Here is a 17,583-nt window from a genome sequence, read left to right as displayed (position 1 = left end):
TGATAATCATAGAGTTAGAGGGCTAAGCAGGAAGTTTTTTAATGTTAGTTTAAAGATATTATTATTTACAATAGAAAAGGCCATTGCAATATTGAAAATTATACAATACTTTTGCAACAGCCTATAAAATTTAATTAAAAGTAGTATCTATATATAGAAAAGCTTTAAAGCAATGAGTATTTCCTTCAATTAAATACACCAATGAAAACCTTCTATAATAATTTTACTGCCCTCAGATTTATAAAAGAGATTCTGAACTTTAAAACCTTATTGTAAAGGAAATAAAAAATAATTTTAATATCCTTTGACTCAGGGGAAGAGTATCAATGAAAATATTTTTTAGAAGTGAGATGATTTAAGGAGCTATGAAGTTTACTAAAAACAATAATTTATCTTTAACCTATATCCTTTCTGACTATGTCCAGCCCCAAACTACACAATCAAAGTCTTGGATAACCCTTTAATAATCTTAGATAAAATTGTTTCCAGCAAAAAAACTTGATATCTTTGGATCATCACTTATTAAAGCTGTTTATTCCTTAAAAAATTAGCTTCTATATATGTATATAGACAATAATAATTCTTTTTACTATAGCTTCTTTTCCAGCTCTGCTGATAGTAAGATAGAATATCTCTTTCACCTTTCTGGATCCATATAAGCTTTTAGTTTAGAAAACTCTTCCTGGATCTCAAATAGTTTTATTGATGTTCAATAAGTTTTCTTCTAAGTAATCGGTTAACATCAATTAAAATCCTACACCTCTCTACAAAAAACATCTCTAAAATCTATAGACATAATATGTATATAATCAAAAATAAAAATCTTCATAATTCAGATTAACTTGGTTGTAGTAATCTCTTAGTCTGAGATTTTTCTCAGGTAGTATCAGTTAGAGTATAGAGTCGCCTCCTTAATTTTAACAACAACCTTAACCTTCTAAATCTGGTAGTCGAATTTAGATTAACCATGAAGTAGATCCTAAACGATTTTAAAACTTTTTATTTGGTAACTTTACCATTTAACTTTATCTCTTCAATAAAGCTCCTATCTTTACCCTTTAATAGAACTTAATATCCAATAACTTTTTTTAATAACTCAAAAACCTATGAAATATAATGGTTTTAATGTGTCCATTAACAGTAATAAACTCTCTTAACTCAAACCCTTTGAATTATATAAGATTATTTAAAGATGTTTTATAAAAACCTTTAATATCCTACTCCTTCGTTGTGTACATGGACATTAATATACAAACAATAAAGCCTTTTATAGAAGCTCCTATTAATTTCAAGGGACAAAATGAAGTGTCTGTACTTCTCCAATATAAAAAACCTTTTAAAACAATGGATAGTCTATATGTACATAAACAATAATAGTTATAGGTTTCAAAAAACTATATTTAATTCCAGTATTATCAAAGGGTTGCATATAGCTATATAAACAATAAACCCTATAAAATAAAGGTTTCTTCTTTTGTACATAAACAGTAATATAGAAATCGGATTCAAAATAATACTTCATCCCTTTGATTTTAAAGGCTTTAGATATATTTGTTAAATTTAGATCTAGTAAAATCAAGGTATTTAGTTGTGTACATAGACAATAATAGTTTTTTATGATTAAACCCTATAAAATATAGGGCTTAAGAGATCTATATCTATTGCAACCCCTTTAAAAACAATGTTTTTTTCATTGTGTATATATACAGAAATAAAAAACATTGTTCTTACTTCATTGAATCATAGTAAAATCAATGCCTTGCTTTAATTATAAAAATCACTTTAGTCTGTACATAAGACATTTTAACAAAATATCTTTTTGGTTCTTTTAATTGATTTCTTTCAGAGAAACTTCTTAACCAGGTTTTTATGTTAAGAATAAATGCTTGACAAAAACACAATTATCCACTAGAATATTTATCTGTAATAAAGAATTTTTTAGGAGGTGACAAAATGGCATCTAAGAGAACTTACCAACCAAACGTAAGAAAGAGAAAGAAGAACCACGGATTCAGAGCTAGAATGAAGACTAAAGCTGGAAGAACTGTGCTTAAAAAGAGAAGAGCAAAAGGAAGATCAGCATTATCAGCATAAAACCCGGTGCTTACACTCACCGGGTTTTTAAAGATTATAGGGGAGTTTTTTATGCAAAATCTCAAAAAAAATGAGGAATTCCAAAAGATCTATAAGATAGGAAAAAAAGCCTTTGGGTACTATGCCCTTGTGTATATAATGAAAAATAACCTGGAATATAATAGATGTGGATATGTTGTCAGTAAGAAAACTGGAAATGCTGTATGTAGAAACAGGTTAAAAAGACTTTTTAGAGAATATTATAGAGGGAAAGACTCCTTAACAAAACAAGGGTATGATATTGTATTCATAGCCAAAAGAAATGCTGGTAACGAATTTAAAACTCTAAAATTAGAAAAACTTAGTAAAGACCTAGATAAAATCTTTAAGAGACTAGGGATATGTAGATGAAGTTTCTAATATTAGGGTTTATTAGTTTTTATCAGAAATTTTTATCTAGATTATTGGGGAGAAACTGCAGGTTCTATCCTACATGTTCTCACTATACTTATCAGGCAATCGAAGATCATGGTACTATTATTGGGCTGTATTTAGGAATAAAAAGGATATTAAAGTGTCATCCCTTTCATGAGGGAGGCTGGGATCCTGTGCCGCCTAAAAAGAAAAACAGCAAGGGGGACTTGAATTAATGAGTGGAATTTTGAAGCCAATAGAGACTATTTTAGAAGAATCAATAAAAATGATGTATGGAGTGCTAGGGAACTATGGACTAGCTATAATAGGGGTTACAATTTTAATAAAAGTTATACTTCTTCCTCTTACATTAAAACAAGATAAATCCATGAAAGGTATGAAGAAGGTTCAGCCTGAGTTGGAAAAGATCAAGGAACAATATAAAAATGATCCACAAACAATGAATCAGAAAACAATGGAATTATACCAAAAACATAAAGTAAACCCTGCAGGGGGATGTTTACCTTTATTACTTCAAATGCCAATACTTTTTGCACTATTTGGAGTATTAAGAAAAGCAGCTGAGGTAGGAGGGTTCCTGGAAAATAACCCGTCATTCCTATGGTTAAAACTTGGAGATCCAGATCCATTATACATCCTACCACTGCTAAATGGTCTAGTTGCCTTTATTCAGCAGAAGGTTATGGGATCTGACTCGAATCCTCAGACTAAGAATATGATGTACATATTCCCGGTAATGATGATATTTATTTCATACAGAATGCCAGCTGGACTACAGGTATACTGGTTAACATCAAGTGCGGCAGGACTATTACAACAGTATTTTATTATGAAAAGAGGAGATGAAGCGTAATGGGGAATATAGTAGAAATTAAAGCTATGACTCAAGACGAAGCATTACAAAGAGCTCTTAAGATATACGAAGCTGAGGAGAATCAGGTATTAAAGGTGGAGGAAGTATCTAAGCCAAGTTCATCATTTTTTGGACTATTTAAAAAAGAGGGTGTATACAAGATCGAGCTTAGAGAGGAATCTGAAGCAGAGTATCTAGTTGTTTCCAAAGCAAAGGAGCTACTTGATTACATGGGATTAAACCTTCAGATGGAGGTATTAAAGGCAAGTGATCACTTTGTACTACTAAACCTATATGGTGAAGACAACGGAATCATCATAGGGAAGAAGGGAAAGACTCTAAACTCATTTGAATATCTGCTAAACAGCCTTATTAAAAATGTTAAGGTTGAGATAGATGTAGAGGGATTCAAGGAGAAGAGAGCAAATACTCTAAGAGACCTGGCTAGAAAGATGGCTGAAAAAGCTCTTAAATCTGAGAGAGCAATAAAGCTAAACCCTATGCCACCTAGAGAGAGAAAGATAATTCACGAAATTGTAAATAAATATGAGGAACTCGACACTTATAGTGAGGGAAGAGATCCAAAGAGATATATTGTTATTAAGAGGAAGAAGGTAGGATAATATGTTTGATACAATTGCTGCTATCTCTACTCCCAGAGGAGAGGGAGGTATTGGTATTGTCAGAATGTCCGGTGATGAGGCTCTTGCCATCCTAGGAAAGATATTTAAACCAGTCTCCGGAAAAAATATAGAGGACCTTAGGAATTTTAGTATCAACTATGGACACATTTATGATGGTGATACCTTAATAGATGAGGTTATGGTCAGCATAATGAAGGGTCCTAAGACATATACCAAGGAAGATATAGTCGAGATAAACTGTCATGGTGGTTACCTCATAACAGAGAAGACACTGGAGCTTGTATTAAAGAGCGGAGCAAGGATTGCCGAGCAGGGAGAGTTTACTAGAAGAGCATTCCTAAATGGAAGACTTGACCTTACTCAAGCTGAGGCAGTTATGGATCTAATCCATGGAAAAACAGATACGAGTATATCTCTATCATTAAACCAGCTAAGGGGAGATCTGAAGAAGCAGATACTTCACCTAAAGAAGTTAATACTGGATGTTGCAGCTCACATAAATGTGGTTCTTGATTATCCAGAGGAGGGAATTGATGATCCCCTTCCAGAGAACCTTGTGGACAACCTGAAGGAAGTACTAGATACATCCAACGTTCTTATATCATCCTATGATAAAGGAAAGATGATCAAGGAGGGTGTAAAAACTGCAATAGTAGGAAAACCCAATGTTGGTAAATCAAGCCTTCTGAACTCAATCCTGAGAGAGGAAAGAGCTATCGTTACTCACATAGCTGGTACTACAAGGGATATGATCGAAGAGGTTGTAAACCTAAAGGGAATCCCACTGGTACTTGTGGATACAGCTGGAATAAGAAAGACAGAGGATCTTGTGGAGAATATAGGAGTAGAGAAGTCTAAGGAGATGATAGACAAAGCTGACCTTATACTATTCGTTGTAGATGGATCCAGAGAGCTTTCAGATGAAGATATAAAGATTCATGATCAGATAAATGCCGATAAGGTAATAGGTATCATGAATAAGATAGATATAGAGAAGAAGCTAGATACATCCAAGCTTACCAAGGTAGGAAAGTGGATAGAGATATCTGCTAAGGAAAACCTCGGAATAGACGATATGGAGGATGAGATCTACAGGTTTGTAGTAAGCGGACAGGTAGAGGACAGCTCTCAGAAGCTTATTATTACCAATGTTAGACATAAATCGGCACTTGAAAAAACCAATGATGCTGTAAGAAATATATTTGAAACAATAGATATGGGACTTCCAATGGACCTGATCGCTGTAGATCTAAAAGAAGCTACAGACGCACTGGGGGAAGTAACTGGTGAAATATCTACTGAAGACCTTCTAGATCACGTATTTAGTAACTTCTGTGTAGGTAAGTAACCCTATATGTGAAACCTTAGAAGAGTTGAGAGATCAACTCTTTTAATTTGTTTAAAAATCCCTGGATAGATATAGATACTATAAGCTTAAAACATGTATATATACAAAAATAAAAACTGCTTTTATTGGATTTAAAAGCCTTTTTCTCTGAGAAGGAAGAGTAAAACATCCAGCTAATATTTGCTTTGAAATAGAGTATTTACTGAGGTTTTAGATGAGAAGAGTTATATTATTAATGTTGATGTACATATGTAAGCGTTATATTTCCTTGAAGAGAGGTAAATGGAAAGTTATCCTGGAGATTTTGATGGAGTTGTGTTAGTAAGGAAGATGAGATCTATGTTATACTAGATTAAAAGTTTAAAGGTAAAAAGGGATCACTCCCATCTCTGGGCGGGTTCAGATATTGATGATAATTTTAAGGAGTAATAGGATGAATACAAATTATGATGTAGTAGTTGTAGGAGGGGGACATGCTGGATGTGAGGCAGCCCTGGCAGCAGCAAGACTTGGAAAAAAGACGGTAATGTTTACCCTTTACCTTGATAATATTGGGATGATGTCGTGTAACCCATCCATCGGAGGACCGGGAAAGAGTCACCTTGTGGCAGAGATAGATGTTCTTGGAGGAGAGATTGGAAGACATACAGATAAGCACAACCTTCAGCTGAAGCACCTAAATACCAGTAAGGGACCAGCTGCCAGAATAACAAGGGGTCAGGCAGATAAGTATCACTACAGGGTTAGCATGAAGGAGATCATAGAAAAAACAGAGAACCTGGACATTATTCAGGAGACTATAGATGAAATTATTACTGAGGATGGACATATAACAGGTGTAAGATCTTCCCTTGGAATTGAGTACAGAGCCAAGAGTGTGGTTCTTGCAACGGGAACATTCCTTCAGGGAAGAATAGTAATAGGAGATGTGAAGTATCCTGCTGGAAGACAGGGAGAGAGCTCGGCGGAGCACCTCTCTGAAAGTCTTAAGAAAAACGGAGTTCACATGGAGAGATACCAGACAGCAACTCCTCCGAGAATAGATGCCAGAAGTGTAGATTTCAGAAAGATGAAGGAGATGCACGGGGAGAAGCACCCTAACTACTTCTCTCTATTCACTGAGAAGAAGGAGAACTCTGTGGTACCTACTTGGCTTACCTACACAACTCCTAAAACGGTGGAGGTGGCAAGGGAACTCCTTCCTCACTCACCAATAGTCAGCGGAATAATAGAGACCCACGGTCCAAGACACTGTCCGTCACTGGATAGAAAGGTATTAAACTTCCCAGATAAAACGGATCACCAGATATTCCTGGAGCTGGAATCAAAGGAATCTAATGAACTCTATGTAAATGGACTTACAACAGCTATGCCTCCATTTGCTCAGGAGAAGATGATGAAAACTATAGCTGGTCTTGAGGATGCCAAGATCGTGAGATATGGTTATGCTGTGGAGTATGACTATGCACCGGCATACCAGCTTTATCCCAGTCTTGAAAATAAGAAGATTAAAAACCTTTACTTTGCAGGACAGATAAACGGAACAAGCGGATATGAGGAAGCAGCAGCTCAAGGATTTATAGCAGGGGTAAATGCAGCCAGAAAAGTTGATGGAAAGGAACCTGTTATCATCGACAGAAGTGAGGCTTATCTGGGAGTTCTTGTAGATGATATTATCCACAAGAAAACTCCAGAGCCATACAGAGTTCTTCCTTCTAGAGCAGAGTATAGATTAACTCTAAGATTTGATAATGCCTTTATGAGACTTATGGAAAAAGCTGAGGAGATAGGACTTGTTTCAGAGGAAAGAATCCAGTACCTAAAGAGTGCCAAGGAGGATATCTACTTAGAGGTTGAGAGACTTAAGGAAGAGAGCGTACCAATGGTAGAGGCCAATAAGGTTCTGGAAAAGGTAGGGGAAAAGCAGAGATTAAACAAGGGAGTAAAGGTTAGTGAAATTCTGAAGTTTAAGAAGGTATGTTACGATGACCTTGTGGATGTAATTGAGATAAATGAGTATCCAGACTTTGTAAAAAACCAGATAGAGACTATGGTGAAGTATGAGGTATTCATAGATAGAGAAAGAACTCAGATAGAGAAGTTTAAGAGGTTGGAGGGACTTAAGATATCTGAAGACTTTAACTACAGCAGTGTTAGAGGAATATCCAATATAGCAAGAGATGGACTGGAGGAGGTAAGACCCCTTTCCATAGGAGAAGCTACAAGAATAAGTGGAGTAACCGGCCACGATATAGCTCTTCTTATTGCAGCTGTAGAAAGAAATAAACATAATTAAAAGGGAGAAGCCAGTTGGCTTCTCCCTTTATCTTCTGTTGAATTAAGTTCTTAAAAGATTCTGGAAAGATTGAGCTGGATATGTATATAATCAAAAATAAAGAAGATAAAGACAGGATCTTAATAGGTTTTAGTGGTCTGAATGAAGGAAGAAGTAAGGAAGATATATTTTATTTATAAATATGGACATTAACATATAATATGTACATACTCAAAAATAAAGATAAAAAGCCAAGGCTGAGGAAATAAAGTTTGATAAAATAGCTTCAGGTGATTTATAATAAATTATGGAGAGTTTTTATTTTTGTGTATGGACACTTTAAGTCTAAGAATTTTGGGGGAGCTATGTTTGAGGATATTAAGTTTAACCATGAAAAGATATATAGAGGGGCTGTGCCCTTTTTTTTAAAGAATAGAGGAAAAAAGGTAATATATATAACCTCATCCAACAGAAATATAGAGGACTACTGCTTTACCCTGAAAGATTTCTACAGGGGAAGAGTATTAAAGATAGAGAACTTTAACTATTCCCAGGAGGAGTTTCAGACCCTGAACTATGACCTTATCGCGATGATGGAGGAAGAGGAAGAATGGATCCTCCTTACTTCCTTAGAGGGAGTTTTGAGAAACTACTTTAAAAAGGGTGACAGATTAACTCTTAAGAGGGGAGAGGAGATACCTGTAGGGGAGCTGGAAAGAAGTCTTGAGAGCAACGGTTTTACCAGAACCTATATGGTGGAAAAGAGACTCCAGTACAGCAGAAGGGGAGATATACTGGATATTTTTCCTCCCAGCGGGGAAACACCAGTAAGACTTGAGTTCTTCGGAGATGAGATAGAGAGGATATCCTATTTTAATCTGGAGGATCAGAAAACAATTGAAAACACAGACACCCTGGATATGTACATCAACAAAAATAAAAATGATGAAAACTCCTTTATGGATTTCCTGGAAGGATTTAATCTGGAGGAGATGGAGGTATATCTAGAAAACTCCGATCTCATGGATTATAAGCTGGAGGAGTATATTTTAAGGTTCAGAGATGATGAGGAACTTCTCAGGAGGAGATATGGAAGGATCCTTCACGAGAGTAGGAAGGTGGAGATAGAAAGATTTCAGAGTAAGGATATAGATGAGTATCAGGATCACTCCTATATAAAGAAGATGGCCAAGAACAATGAGATAATAATCTTCACCGAGGAGGAGATGAGATACAAAGAGATCTTCATGGGAACACCCCTTACCATCCAAAAGGAACCCCACTTTGAAGGATTTAGGGAGGGGAACCTCCTGGTGCTTACCGACAGGGAGCTCAAGGGGATAAAGGTAAGAAGAGCCGAGAAGGTAAGAAGCGGAGTCAACTATAGCAATATCAACCAGATAAGGGTGGGGGACTATATAATCCACCAGAACTACGGTGTAGGGGAGTATCTGGGAATAGAGGAGATAAATGGAAATGACTACCTGGCTGTAAGATATGCAGGGGAGGATAAGCTCTATGTACCGGTAACTGGTCTGGACAGGCTAGAGAAGTATATCTGTGAACCTGGTATTGTACCGGACATCTTTGGCCTTGGAAGAAAGGGATTCAGAAGAAGAAGGGAGAAGCTTCAGAAGGATATTATGAAGTTTGCCCAGGAGCTCATAAGGATACAGGCAAAGAGGGAAGCCCACAATGGGTATCCATTCAGCAAGGATACTGTATGGCAGGAGGAGTTTGAGGAGGGGTTCCCATTCAATGAGACCCAGGACCAGCTAAGAGCCATAGATGAGGTAAAGGCAGATATGGAATCACCTAAAATCATGGACAGGATCGTCTGCGGAGATGTGGGATATGGTAAGACAGAGGTGGCCATGAGAGCAGCCTTTAAGTGTATCATGTCTGGAAAGCAGGTAGTACTTTTGGCTCCCACCACGGTCCTTGCCAGTCAGCACTATGAAAGGTTTAAGGAGAGGTTCCAGAACTTCCCCATTGAGATAGAGCTTCTCTCCAGATTAAGTGTTGGAAGTGAGCAAAAATCAGTGGTAAAGGGAATAAGGGAAGGAGCAGTGGACCTTCTTATTGGAACCCACAGACTTCTTTCGGGAGATGTGGAGTTCAAGGACCTGGGACTTGTAATAATAGATGAGGAGCAGAAGTTTGGGGTAAAGGCCAAGGAGAAGCTGAAGCATTTGAGAACAAATGTGGATATGCTGACCCTTACAGCTACCCCTATCCCAAGAACCCTGAACCTGGGACTTCTAGGGATAAGAGATATCTCTATTATTCAGACGCCACCTGCAAACAGACTTCCTGTAAAAACAACATTTATAGAGAAGAAGCCTGAGGTAATAAAGGAAGCTATTATGAAGGAGATTGCAAGGGAGGGACAGGTCTTCTACCTCTACAACTCTGTAAAGGGGATGAAGAGTAAGTTAAAGGAAATAGAAAAACTTCTTCCCAACTATGTAAAGGCCACGTGTATCCATGGTCAGATGCCTTCAAGGGATATCAAGGAAAGGATAGGTGCCTTTGAAAATGGAGAAGCAGACCTCCTTCTCTCTACCACAATAATAGAAAATGGTATAGATATAGAGAATGCCAACACCATCCTCATAGAGAACTTTGAAAAACTGGGACTTTCTCAGATCTATCAGCTGAGGGGAAGAGTGGGAAGGGGAGGAAGAAAGGCCTACTGCCACCTGATAATGGATGAGGACAAGAAACTGACCAAGCAGGGAGAACAGAGAAGGGACTCCCTTAAGGAGATAGGAGATTTTGGAGCTGGTTTTCAGCTGTCCCTAGAGGATATGAGGATAAGAGGAGCAGGAGAGATTCTGGGAGAAAAGCAGCACGGAGCCCTGGAAACCCTGGGGTATGATCTCTACCTTAAGATGCTTACCGAGGAGGTAAAGAGGATCAAGGGAGAGGAGATCCTTCCAGAGGAACTGGATCTTGATCTGGGGATGGAAGCTTATATTCCCAATGACTATATTGAAGCCACAGAAAAGATATCCATCTATAAGAGGGTTCTTGTCCTTGAAAGCATAAAAGATATAGAGGAGCTGAAAGCAGAGATAAGGGACAGGTTTGGAAGGCTGCCCAAGGAGGTGGAAAACCTCTTCTACTATCTGGAGGTCAAGCTTATGGCAAGAAAGCTTTATGTGGAATCTCTGAAGAAAGTGAGGGACGGATATGAGATAAAGTTTACCAGGGACAGGATAGACTTCGAGAAGCTCCACGGGCTTATAATGGATGGAACTTTAAAATATCTGCCTAAAACTGAGTCGGTAGTCTACAAGGGAGATATATTGGAATTCCTTAAGGGGTTAAAGAATGGAGAAGGCGAGCAAGAATCGGAGCCAACTTCCTAGCCATAAATTAAAACTAATAAAGAATGATACAGGATAAACTATTTAGTATTTATTTTTAAAATGACCGAAGATAGTCGTGGAGCATCACAGAATATTTAACACCATTCCGTCAAACAAAATAGGTTCTATCTAGAGTCTGTAAAAGGAATGAAAAATTTGCATTACTAAAAAAGACTGTATCGAGGTCTTGATTTCTTGGTTACTTCTGTATCAAGACAGAAGTAACAACAACATTTTATTATTGACAATGTACATAAAGGAGTTAAAGTATGAAGGAGTTTCAGAGACTTTTAGATATAATGAAAAAATTGAGAGCACCAGGGGGATGCCCGTGGGACAGGGAGCAGACCATAGAGAGCCTAAAACCCTATCTTCTGGAGGAGACCTATGAAACCCTGGAAGCTATGGATATCGGCGGGGAAACCCTTAAGGGGGAGCTAGGAGACCTGCTCCTTCAGATAGTATTCCAGTCTCTAATTATGGAGGAGGAGGGGCACTTTGATATAGAGGATGTGTCCAAGGGAATAGCAGACAAGCTTGTTAGAAGACACCCCCATGTTTTCGGAGATGTGGATGTGGAGGACAGCGGCGAGGTCCTTGTAAACTGGGAGAAGATAAAGAGTGAGGAGAAGGAGCATGAGCACAGAAAGTCTGTCCTAGACGGGGTTCCTAAGACCTTCCCACCACTAATGAGAGCAGCAAAGCTCCAGTCCAAGGCGGCAAGAGTTGGATTTGACTGGAAGGAAGTAGATGGTGCCCTTGTAAAGATGGAGGAGGAGATAGAGGAGATGAGGGAAGCCTTTGCCAATGATGATATGGTCAACCTCAAGGAGGAGATGGGAGATGTAATGTTTTCCATGATAAATGTGGCGAGACTTGCAGGAATAGACATCAACGATGCCCTTAATCAGACAAACAATAAATTTGAGAAGAGATTCAGATATATAGAGGAAAGGTGCGATATAGAGAAGGCTGATCTGCAAACCATGGAAGATCTCTGGAATGAGGCAAAATCCAAGTCAAAAAAGTAGAAGTGAATTTTATTTTGAATGAAAAAAAAAATAAGGTAATATAAAATTATGGTACAAGGAGAAGACTGAATGAGACTAGATAAATTTTTAAAGGTAGCCAGAATAATAAAGAGAAGACCTGTAGCTAAGAAGGTAATAGACAACAAGAAAGCTAAGCTTAACGGTAAGCAGGCCAAGGCAGGAACAGCAGTTAAGGTTGGAGACTTCCTAGAGCTGGAGTACTACAACAGATACTATAAGGTTGAGATCCTTGAAGTACCCCAGGGAAATGTATCCAAGGACGCTGCCTCTGATCTTTACAGAATAGTGGAAACTAAGGAGATAGAAGTAGAGATGGGGGAAGCTGGTGAGCTATTTTAATGAAGAGGATAGAGGCCAATGCAAAGATAAATATAGGACTCAATATCCTGGAAAAACTTCCAAGCGGCTATCACTCCCTGGATATGGTAATGGCGCCTATAAGCCTTGCTGATGAGATAGAAGTGGAGTATACAGGAAGAAGAGGAGAGGGAGCGGACCTCATAATAACCACCAATAAATCAGATATTCCCACAGGTGAGGGAAACATCCTCTACAAGGTATACAGAGCCTATTATGAAAAAACAAACCTTCCAAGGGAGGAGATAAGGGTCCACCTTATAAAGAAGATACCCCATGAAGCGGGACTTGGGGGAGGAAGCTCAGACGGCGGAGCTTTCCTGAGGGAGTTAAATAAATATCACAACAACCTGTTGTCCTTAGAGGAGATGGTAGATCTTTCCAAGGGAATAGGGGCAGATATACCATTTTTTCTTATAAACAGATGCTGCAGAGCCAAGGGAATAGGGGAGAAGCTGGAGGTTGTGGAAAACAACCTAGAGTGTGAGGTTATCCTAGTAAAACCAAGGTTTGGAGTAAGTGCTGGAGAAGCCTATGCAAACTTTTCCAGGTTAAAGAAACCAAAGGCAGCGGGGATAGAAAAAATATTAACGGGATTAAAGGAAAATAATATTTCTAATGTATTATGTAGTATAGAAAACCATTTGGAGCAGGGACTGATTTTAACCAATGGGGATATTAATGAATTTAAGGATAGATTGCTAACAGTATCGGATATGAAATTTTTCATGTCAGGGAGTGGCAGCACTTATTTTACACTGGTGAAAAGGAATATTGCACAGGAAACATATAAAACTTTAAAAAATCTTTTTAAAGATTGCGAAGTATATCTTTGTAACTTTTTATAACACAACATAAGGAAAAGGATGGTGCTTAAGTACAATGAAGATTACTGATGTGAGATTAAGAACTGTAAAAAACGAGAATGAACTGAAACTGAAGGCCTATGCTGATATTACCTTTGATGAATGCTTTGTAATCCATGGATTAAAGGTTATTGACGGGCAAAAAGGGATGTTTGTAGCGATGCCTTCAAGAAAGATGCCAAATGGAGAGTATAAGGATATAGCTCATCCTATTACACCAGAACTAAGACAGGAAGTAACAGATGTTGTAATTGCAAAGTATAGTGAAGTTATGAATGAAGAGGTAGTTGCAGCAGAGGTGGAATAAAGATAAAAGATAAGCCCCATTGGGCTTGTTTTTTATTTTTTGAAAAATCTTTGACAAAGGCATCAATTTATGTTATCATTCTTTCTGTTGTTGGGGTATCGCCAAGCGGTAAGGCACCGGATTTTGATTCCGGCATGCGCTGGTTCGAATCCAGCTACCCCAGCCATACAATGAAGTTTAAACCTGTCTATGAGGCAGGTTTTTTTATTTTTTTGTTTAAATTTAAATCAGAGACTAAAAAATTGATCTAAAGGTGAATAAATATAGAGCTAAGGCTTTATTGATAAGGGAAAATTCTTGTGTTATACTTTTGAGAGATGATGACGAAAAAAGTGGTGATTTATTTATGAAAAGAATACTGGTAATATTTTTAATACTTTCTTCCACTATTTTTTCAGAGGTTAGTTTTAAAGATGTGAACAAGGAGCATTGGGCTTACAGATCTATAGATAATCTTATTGAGAAGGATATATGGATGGAAAATTCAGATATCTTTCAGGGAAAAAAAGAGGTTACCAGGTATGAGTTCGCCTACTACCTATCAAAGACATTAAATAAGCTGGACACAGAAAAGGCTAGCAGGGGAGATCTGGTAATACTGGAAAATCTAGTATATGAATTTGCCAAGGAGCTCAATAAATTTGGCTTTGATACGGATCTATACCTGTCCAAGGTAAAGGGGATGGAAGATACCCTGGAGATACTAAAGGGACAGGTTGAAGAAAATCAAAGGGTTATTCAAGAATTACAGAAAAGAATAGATAAGTTAGAAAAAAAATAGTATAGGAGTGATAGCATTGAGAAGACTTTCATTTGATTATTCAAATTCACTTAATTTTTTTGCAGAAACAGAAGTAGATCTTATTAAGGACTATGTTGAGACATCGGCAAAGGTATTAGAGGATAAGAGTGGAGCAGGAAACGACTTCCTAGGATGGTTAGACCTGCCGGTAAACTACGATAAGAGTGAGTTTGCAAGGATAAAGGATGCAGCGGAAAAGATCAAGAAGGACTCGGAGGTTCTGATTGTTATAGGAATAGGAGGATCTTACCTGGGAGCTAAGTCAGCGATAGATTTCCTATCTCATACATTCTACAATAACCTTCCTAAGGAAAAGAGAGACACTCCTGAGATCTACTTTGCAGGAACAAACATCTCAGGAACATATGTTAAGCACCTTATAGATGTAATTGGTGACAGAGATTTCTCTGTAAATATTATCTCTAAGTCTGGAACCACAACTGAGCCTGCTATAGCTTTCAGAATCTTCAAGAAGATGCTGGAGGAGAAGTATGGTAAGGAGGAAGCAAAGTCTAGAATATACGCTACAACAGATAAGGCCAGAGGAGCTCTTAAGCAGCTGGCTACTGGTGAAGGGTATGAGACATTTGTAGTACCTGATAATGTTGGAGGAAGATTCTCTGTATTAACAGCAGTGGGACTACTACCTATTGCAGCAGCAGGAATCAATATAGATGAGCTTATGCAGGGAGCAGAAGATGCTATGGAAGCTTATAAGGCACCATATGCAGAAAATGACTGCTATAAGTATGCTGCAGTTAGAAACATCCTTCACAGAAGGGGTAAGGACATTGAGCTTATGATAAACTATGAGCCGAGAGTACACTATATTGCTGAGTGGTGGAAGCAGCTGTTTGGAGAATCTGAAGGTAAGGATGGAAAGGGATTATACCCTGCATCAGCAGACTTTACAGCAGATCTTCACTCACTGGGACAGTATATTCAGGATGGAAAGAGACACCTTTTTGAAACTCTTATCAACATAGAGAGCCCAGAGCTTGACCTTGTAATAGAGGAAGATGAAGCTAACCTTGACGGTCTTAACTACCTAGCTGGAAAGAGCATGGATTATGTAAATAAGAAGGCTGCAGAGGGAACTATCCTAGCTCACACAGACGGAGGAGTACCTAACCTTGTAATAAATATTCCAGAGGCAACTCCATACCACCTGGGATATATGTACTACTTCTTTGAGAAGGCTTGTGCTGTAAGCGGATATTTACTTGGGGTAAACCCATTTGATCAGCCGGGAGTAGAGGCATATAAGAAGAATATGTTTGCTCTTCTAGAGAAGCCAGGTTTCGAGGAAGCAACAAAGGAAATAGCAGAGAGACTGAAAAAATAAGAGATAAATAGTAGAGATATAGACTGTGGGTAAAAACTCACAGTCTTTTTTTATAATCTGGACAAAATCTATTGCTTATTCTAAAAAATAAAACTAAAATAGCTGTGTAGATAACAAGTATAAAAGGGGGATACAATGAGATACACTAGAGAAAATGGTTGGAAGAGTGCAACTAAGGAAGCTAGAAAGGAGATCTTCGACTTTTCAGAGGGATACAAGCACTTTCTGAATATAGGTAAGACGGAGAGAGAATTTGTCAGAGAGAGTATCAAGCTGGCTGAACAAAATGGATTCAGTAATATAGAGGAGTTTGAAACTCTAAAAGCCGGGGACAAGGTATACTATATAAATAGAGAAAAAAATATAGTACTGGTAATAATAGGAAAGAAGGATATCTTAGAGGGAATAAACTTTGTGGTATCACACATCGATTGCCCGAGAATAGATCTAAAGCAAAATCCATTATATGAGGATTCAGAGTACGCAATGATGAAAACACACTACTATGGTGGAATAAAGAAGTATCAGTGGGTATCAACACCTCTGGCACTACACGGATCTGTAATCCTAAGCAATGGAGATAAGGTGGACATTATAATAGGAGAGGATGAGAACGATCCAGTATTCACAATTCCTGATATCCTACCTCACCTTGACTCAAAGGTACAGAGGGAGAGAAAGTCATCTGAAGTATTTAAGGGAGAGGAACTGAATATAATAGTAGGAAGTATCCCTAGTGAGATTAAGGATGAGGATGTAAAGGAAAGAGTTAAGTACACTGTTTTAGAGAAGCTGAATGAAACTTATGGAATGGAAGAGGAAGACTTTATGTCGGCTGAGCTTCAGTTAGTTCCAGCTCACAAAGCAAAGGATGTAGGATTTGACAGAGGGATAGTGGGATCATATGGTCACGATGATAGAATATGCGGTTACACATCTCTAAAAGCTATCCTAGACCTAGAGGAAGTACCAGAGAAGACTGCAGTATGCTTCCTAGCAGATAAGGAGGAGACTGGATCAGCTGGATCTACAGGTCTTCAGTCCTTCTATATAGAGTACTTTGTATCTGACATCATGTATAAGATGATGGGAGATAAGTACAACGACTATCTTATGAGAAAGTGTCTGTGGAACTCCAGAGCTCTTTCATCGGATGTAAGTGCAGGAATAAATCCTATATTTAAATCTGTACACGATGAGCAAAATGCTTCTAAGCTTGGTTACGGAATAGTTGTAACTAAGTACACAGGAGTAAGAGGAAAGGGTGGAACAAGTGACGCCGATGCAGAGTATGTAGGAGAGATCAGAAGACTATTTAATGAGAATGATATCAAGTGGCAGATGGCAATGCTTGGAAAGGTAGATGAAGGTGGAGGAGGTACAGTGGCAATGTATCTGGCTCACCACGGGATAAGAACTATAGATGCAGGACCAGCAGTAGTATCTATGCACTCACCATTTGAACTAGCTTCAAAGTATGATATCTATGAAACTTATAGAGCTTACAAGGTATTTTTTGAAAAATAAAAAAATTAATGGATAAATTAAAGAGGGAGAAGTTTAACTTTTCCCTCTTTAATTTGTTTTAATATTTAGCATTTTTAAATTTAAAAATGATTAAAAAATAAACAAAAAAAGTTTTTGTGAAAAAACTTTAAAAAAAACCACAAAAAGTGTTGACGAAAGGCTGTAATAGTGATATTATACTTCTTGTCCGCGAGGGAGACCGAAGCGAACGAGTCAAAGGACATTAGCAATTAAATAGAGAAGATAAGTCAGAAAGACGAAATGATTTTTTAATCAATTCGCAACCAATAATTAGGTGTATAATCACGAAAGTGATTTAAAATAT

At 37.7% G+C, this 17,583-nt stretch carries 15 protein-coding genes and 1 tRNA gene; all 16 read left to right on the top strand.

Annotated features, from left to right (window positions below):
* The first annotated feature begins 1,953 nt into the window (after positions 1 to 1,953).
* A complete protein-coding gene (gene rpmH, locus QMG11_RS19390) occupies positions 1,954 to 2,094 on the top strand; it encodes a 50S ribosomal protein L34 (RefSeq protein WP_281838006.1) in 141 nt (46 codons plus the stop codon).
* Between the two features lie 51 nt (positions 2,095 to 2,145).
* Positions 2,146 to 2,484: a ribonuclease P protein component gene (gene rnpA / locus QMG11_RS19385; RefSeq protein WP_281838004.1), complete on the top strand. Its 339-nt coding sequence runs from the start codon at positions 2,146 to 2,148 to the stop codon at positions 2,482 to 2,484.
* On the top strand, positions 2,481 to 2,723 hold the full coding sequence (gene yidD, locus QMG11_RS19380; protein WP_281838003.1) for a membrane protein insertion efficiency factor YidD: 243 nt from the start codon (positions 2,481 to 2,483) through the stop codon (positions 2,721 to 2,723). Before rnpA ends, yidD begins: the two co-directional genes overlap by 4 nt.
* 50 nt (positions 2,724 to 2,773) lie before the next feature.
* Positions 2,774 to 3,361: a YidC/Oxa1 family membrane protein insertase gene (locus QMG11_RS19375; RefSeq protein ID WP_373877243.1), complete on the top strand. Its 588-nt coding sequence runs from the start codon at positions 2,774 to 2,776 to the stop codon at positions 3,359 to 3,361.
* Positions 3,361 to 3,984 (top strand): RNA-binding cell elongation regulator Jag/EloR, encoded by a 624-nt coding sequence (gene jag, locus QMG11_RS19370; protein WP_281837999.1) that lies wholly within the window; start codon positions 3,361 to 3,363, stop codon positions 3,982 to 3,984. The genes QMG11_RS19375 and jag overlap by 1 nt, the downstream gene beginning before the upstream one ends.
* A gap of 1 nt (position 3,985) precedes the next feature.
* Positions 3,986 to 5,353, top strand: coding sequence for a tRNA uridine-5-carboxymethylaminomethyl(34) synthesis GTPase MnmE (gene mnmE, locus QMG11_RS19365; protein WP_281837997.1), 1,368 nt, complete (start codon positions 3,986 to 3,988; stop codon positions 5,351 to 5,353).
* A gap of 433 nt (positions 5,354 to 5,786) precedes the next feature.
* Positions 5,787 to 7,649, top strand: a complete 1,863-nt coding sequence (mnmG, locus tag QMG11_RS19360) for a tRNA uridine-5-carboxymethylaminomethyl(34) synthesis enzyme MnmG (RefSeq protein ID WP_281837996.1) — start codon at positions 5,787 to 5,789, stop codon at positions 7,647 to 7,649.
* Positions 7,650 to 7,993: 344 nt separating this feature from the next.
* A complete protein-coding gene (mfd, locus tag QMG11_RS19355) occupies positions 7,994 to 11,002 on the top strand; it encodes a transcription-repair coupling factor (RefSeq protein ID WP_281837995.1) in 3,009 nt (1,002 codons plus the stop codon).
* A 269-nt stretch (positions 11,003 to 11,271) separates the two neighbouring features.
* Positions 11,272 to 12,033: a nucleoside triphosphate pyrophosphohydrolase gene (gene mazG, locus QMG11_RS19350; RefSeq protein WP_281837994.1), complete on the top strand. Its 762-nt coding sequence runs from the start codon at positions 11,272 to 11,274 to the stop codon at positions 12,031 to 12,033.
* A 69-nt stretch (positions 12,034 to 12,102) separates the two neighbouring features.
* The gene (locus QMG11_RS19345) at positions 12,103 to 12,393 is read left to right on the top strand and encodes an RNA-binding S4 domain-containing protein (RefSeq protein WP_281837992.1); all 291 of its coding nucleotides are present in this window, start codon (positions 12,103 to 12,105) and stop codon (positions 12,391 to 12,393) included.
* Positions 12,393 to 13,259: a 4-(cytidine 5'-diphospho)-2-C-methyl-D-erythritol kinase gene (ispE, locus tag QMG11_RS19340; protein ID WP_281837991.1), complete on the top strand. Its 867-nt coding sequence runs from the start codon at positions 12,393 to 12,395 to the stop codon at positions 13,257 to 13,259. The genes QMG11_RS19345 and ispE overlap by 1 nt, the downstream gene beginning before the upstream one ends.
* Before the next feature lie 34 nt (positions 13,260 to 13,293).
* A complete protein-coding gene (gene spoVG / locus QMG11_RS19335) occupies positions 13,294 to 13,584 on the top strand; it encodes a septation regulator SpoVG (RefSeq protein WP_281837990.1) in 291 nt (96 codons plus the stop codon).
* A gap of 91 nt (positions 13,585 to 13,675) precedes the next feature.
* Positions 13,676 to 13,750: transfer RNA gene (locus tag QMG11_RS19330), tRNA-Gln, on the top strand.
* A gap of 180 nt (positions 13,751 to 13,930) precedes the next feature.
* On the top strand, positions 13,931 to 14,365 hold the full coding sequence (locus tag QMG11_RS19325) for an S-layer homology domain-containing protein (protein WP_281837989.1): 435 nt from the start codon (positions 13,931 to 13,933) through the stop codon (positions 14,363 to 14,365).
* A gap of 16 nt (positions 14,366 to 14,381) precedes the next feature.
* Positions 14,382 to 15,731: a glucose-6-phosphate isomerase gene (locus QMG11_RS19320; protein ID WP_281837987.1), complete on the top strand. Its 1,350-nt coding sequence runs from the start codon at positions 14,382 to 14,384 to the stop codon at positions 15,729 to 15,731.
* 135 nt (positions 15,732 to 15,866) lie between these two features.
* A complete protein-coding gene (locus QMG11_RS19315) occupies positions 15,867 to 17,258 on the top strand; it encodes an aminopeptidase (RefSeq protein WP_281837986.1) in 1,392 nt (463 codons plus the stop codon).
* The last annotated feature ends 325 nt before the right edge of the window (positions 17,259 to 17,583 follow it).

The organism is Propionigenium maris DSM 9537 (assembly GCF_027925155.1).
Taxonomy (GTDB): domain Bacteria; phylum Fusobacteriota; class Fusobacteriia; order Fusobacteriales; family Fusobacteriaceae; genus Propionigenium; species Propionigenium maris.
Note: the sequence above shows the minus strand (reverse complement) of the source record. Positions and strands in the feature narration are given on the sequence as shown.

What these genes read in the sequence shown, in the direction of transcription:
- mazG (WP_281837994.1), top strand. Translation starts at nt 11,272, where the DNA reads ATGAAGGAGTTTCAGAGACTTTTAGATATAATGAAAAAATTGAGAGCA.
- QMG11_RS19345 (WP_281837992.1), top strand. Translation starts at nt 12,103, where the DNA reads ATGAGACTAGATAAATTTTTAAAGGTAGCCAGAATAATAAAGAGAAGA.
- yidD (WP_281838003.1), top strand. Translation starts at nt 2,481, where the DNA reads ATGAAGTTTCTAATATTAGGGTTTATTAGTTTTTATCAGAAATTTTTA.
- QMG11_RS19325 (WP_281837989.1), top strand. Translation starts at nt 13,931, where the DNA reads ATGAAAAGAATACTGGTAATATTTTTAATACTTTCTTCCACTATTTTT.
- spoVG (WP_281837990.1), top strand. Translation starts at nt 13,294, where the DNA reads ATGAAGATTACTGATGTGAGATTAAGAACTGTAAAAAACGAGAATGAA.
- rpmH (WP_281838006.1), top strand. Translation starts at nt 1,954, where the DNA reads ATGGCATCTAAGAGAACTTACCAACCAAACGTAAGAAAGAGAAAGAAG.
- QMG11_RS19315 (WP_281837986.1), top strand. Translation starts at nt 15,867, where the DNA reads ATGAGATACACTAGAGAAAATGGTTGGAAGAGTGCAACTAAGGAAGCT.
- ispE (WP_281837991.1), top strand. Translation starts at nt 12,393, where the DNA reads ATGAAGAGGATAGAGGCCAATGCAAAGATAAATATAGGACTCAATATC.
- QMG11_RS19375 (WP_373877243.1), top strand. Translation starts at nt 2,774, where the DNA reads ATGATGTATGGAGTGCTAGGGAACTATGGACTAGCTATAATAGGGGTT.
- mfd (WP_281837995.1), top strand. Translation starts at nt 7,994, where the DNA reads ATGTTTGAGGATATTAAGTTTAACCATGAAAAGATATATAGAGGGGCT.
- rnpA (WP_281838004.1), top strand. Translation starts at nt 2,146, where the DNA reads ATGCAAAATCTCAAAAAAAATGAGGAATTCCAAAAGATCTATAAGATA.
- mnmG (WP_281837996.1), top strand. Translation starts at nt 5,787, where the DNA reads ATGAATACAAATTATGATGTAGTAGTTGTAGGAGGGGGACATGCTGGA.
- jag (WP_281837999.1), top strand. Translation starts at nt 3,361, where the DNA reads ATGGGGAATATAGTAGAAATTAAAGCTATGACTCAAGACGAAGCATTA.
- mnmE (WP_281837997.1), top strand. Translation starts at nt 3,986, where the DNA reads ATGTTTGATACAATTGCTGCTATCTCTACTCCCAGAGGAGAGGGAGGT.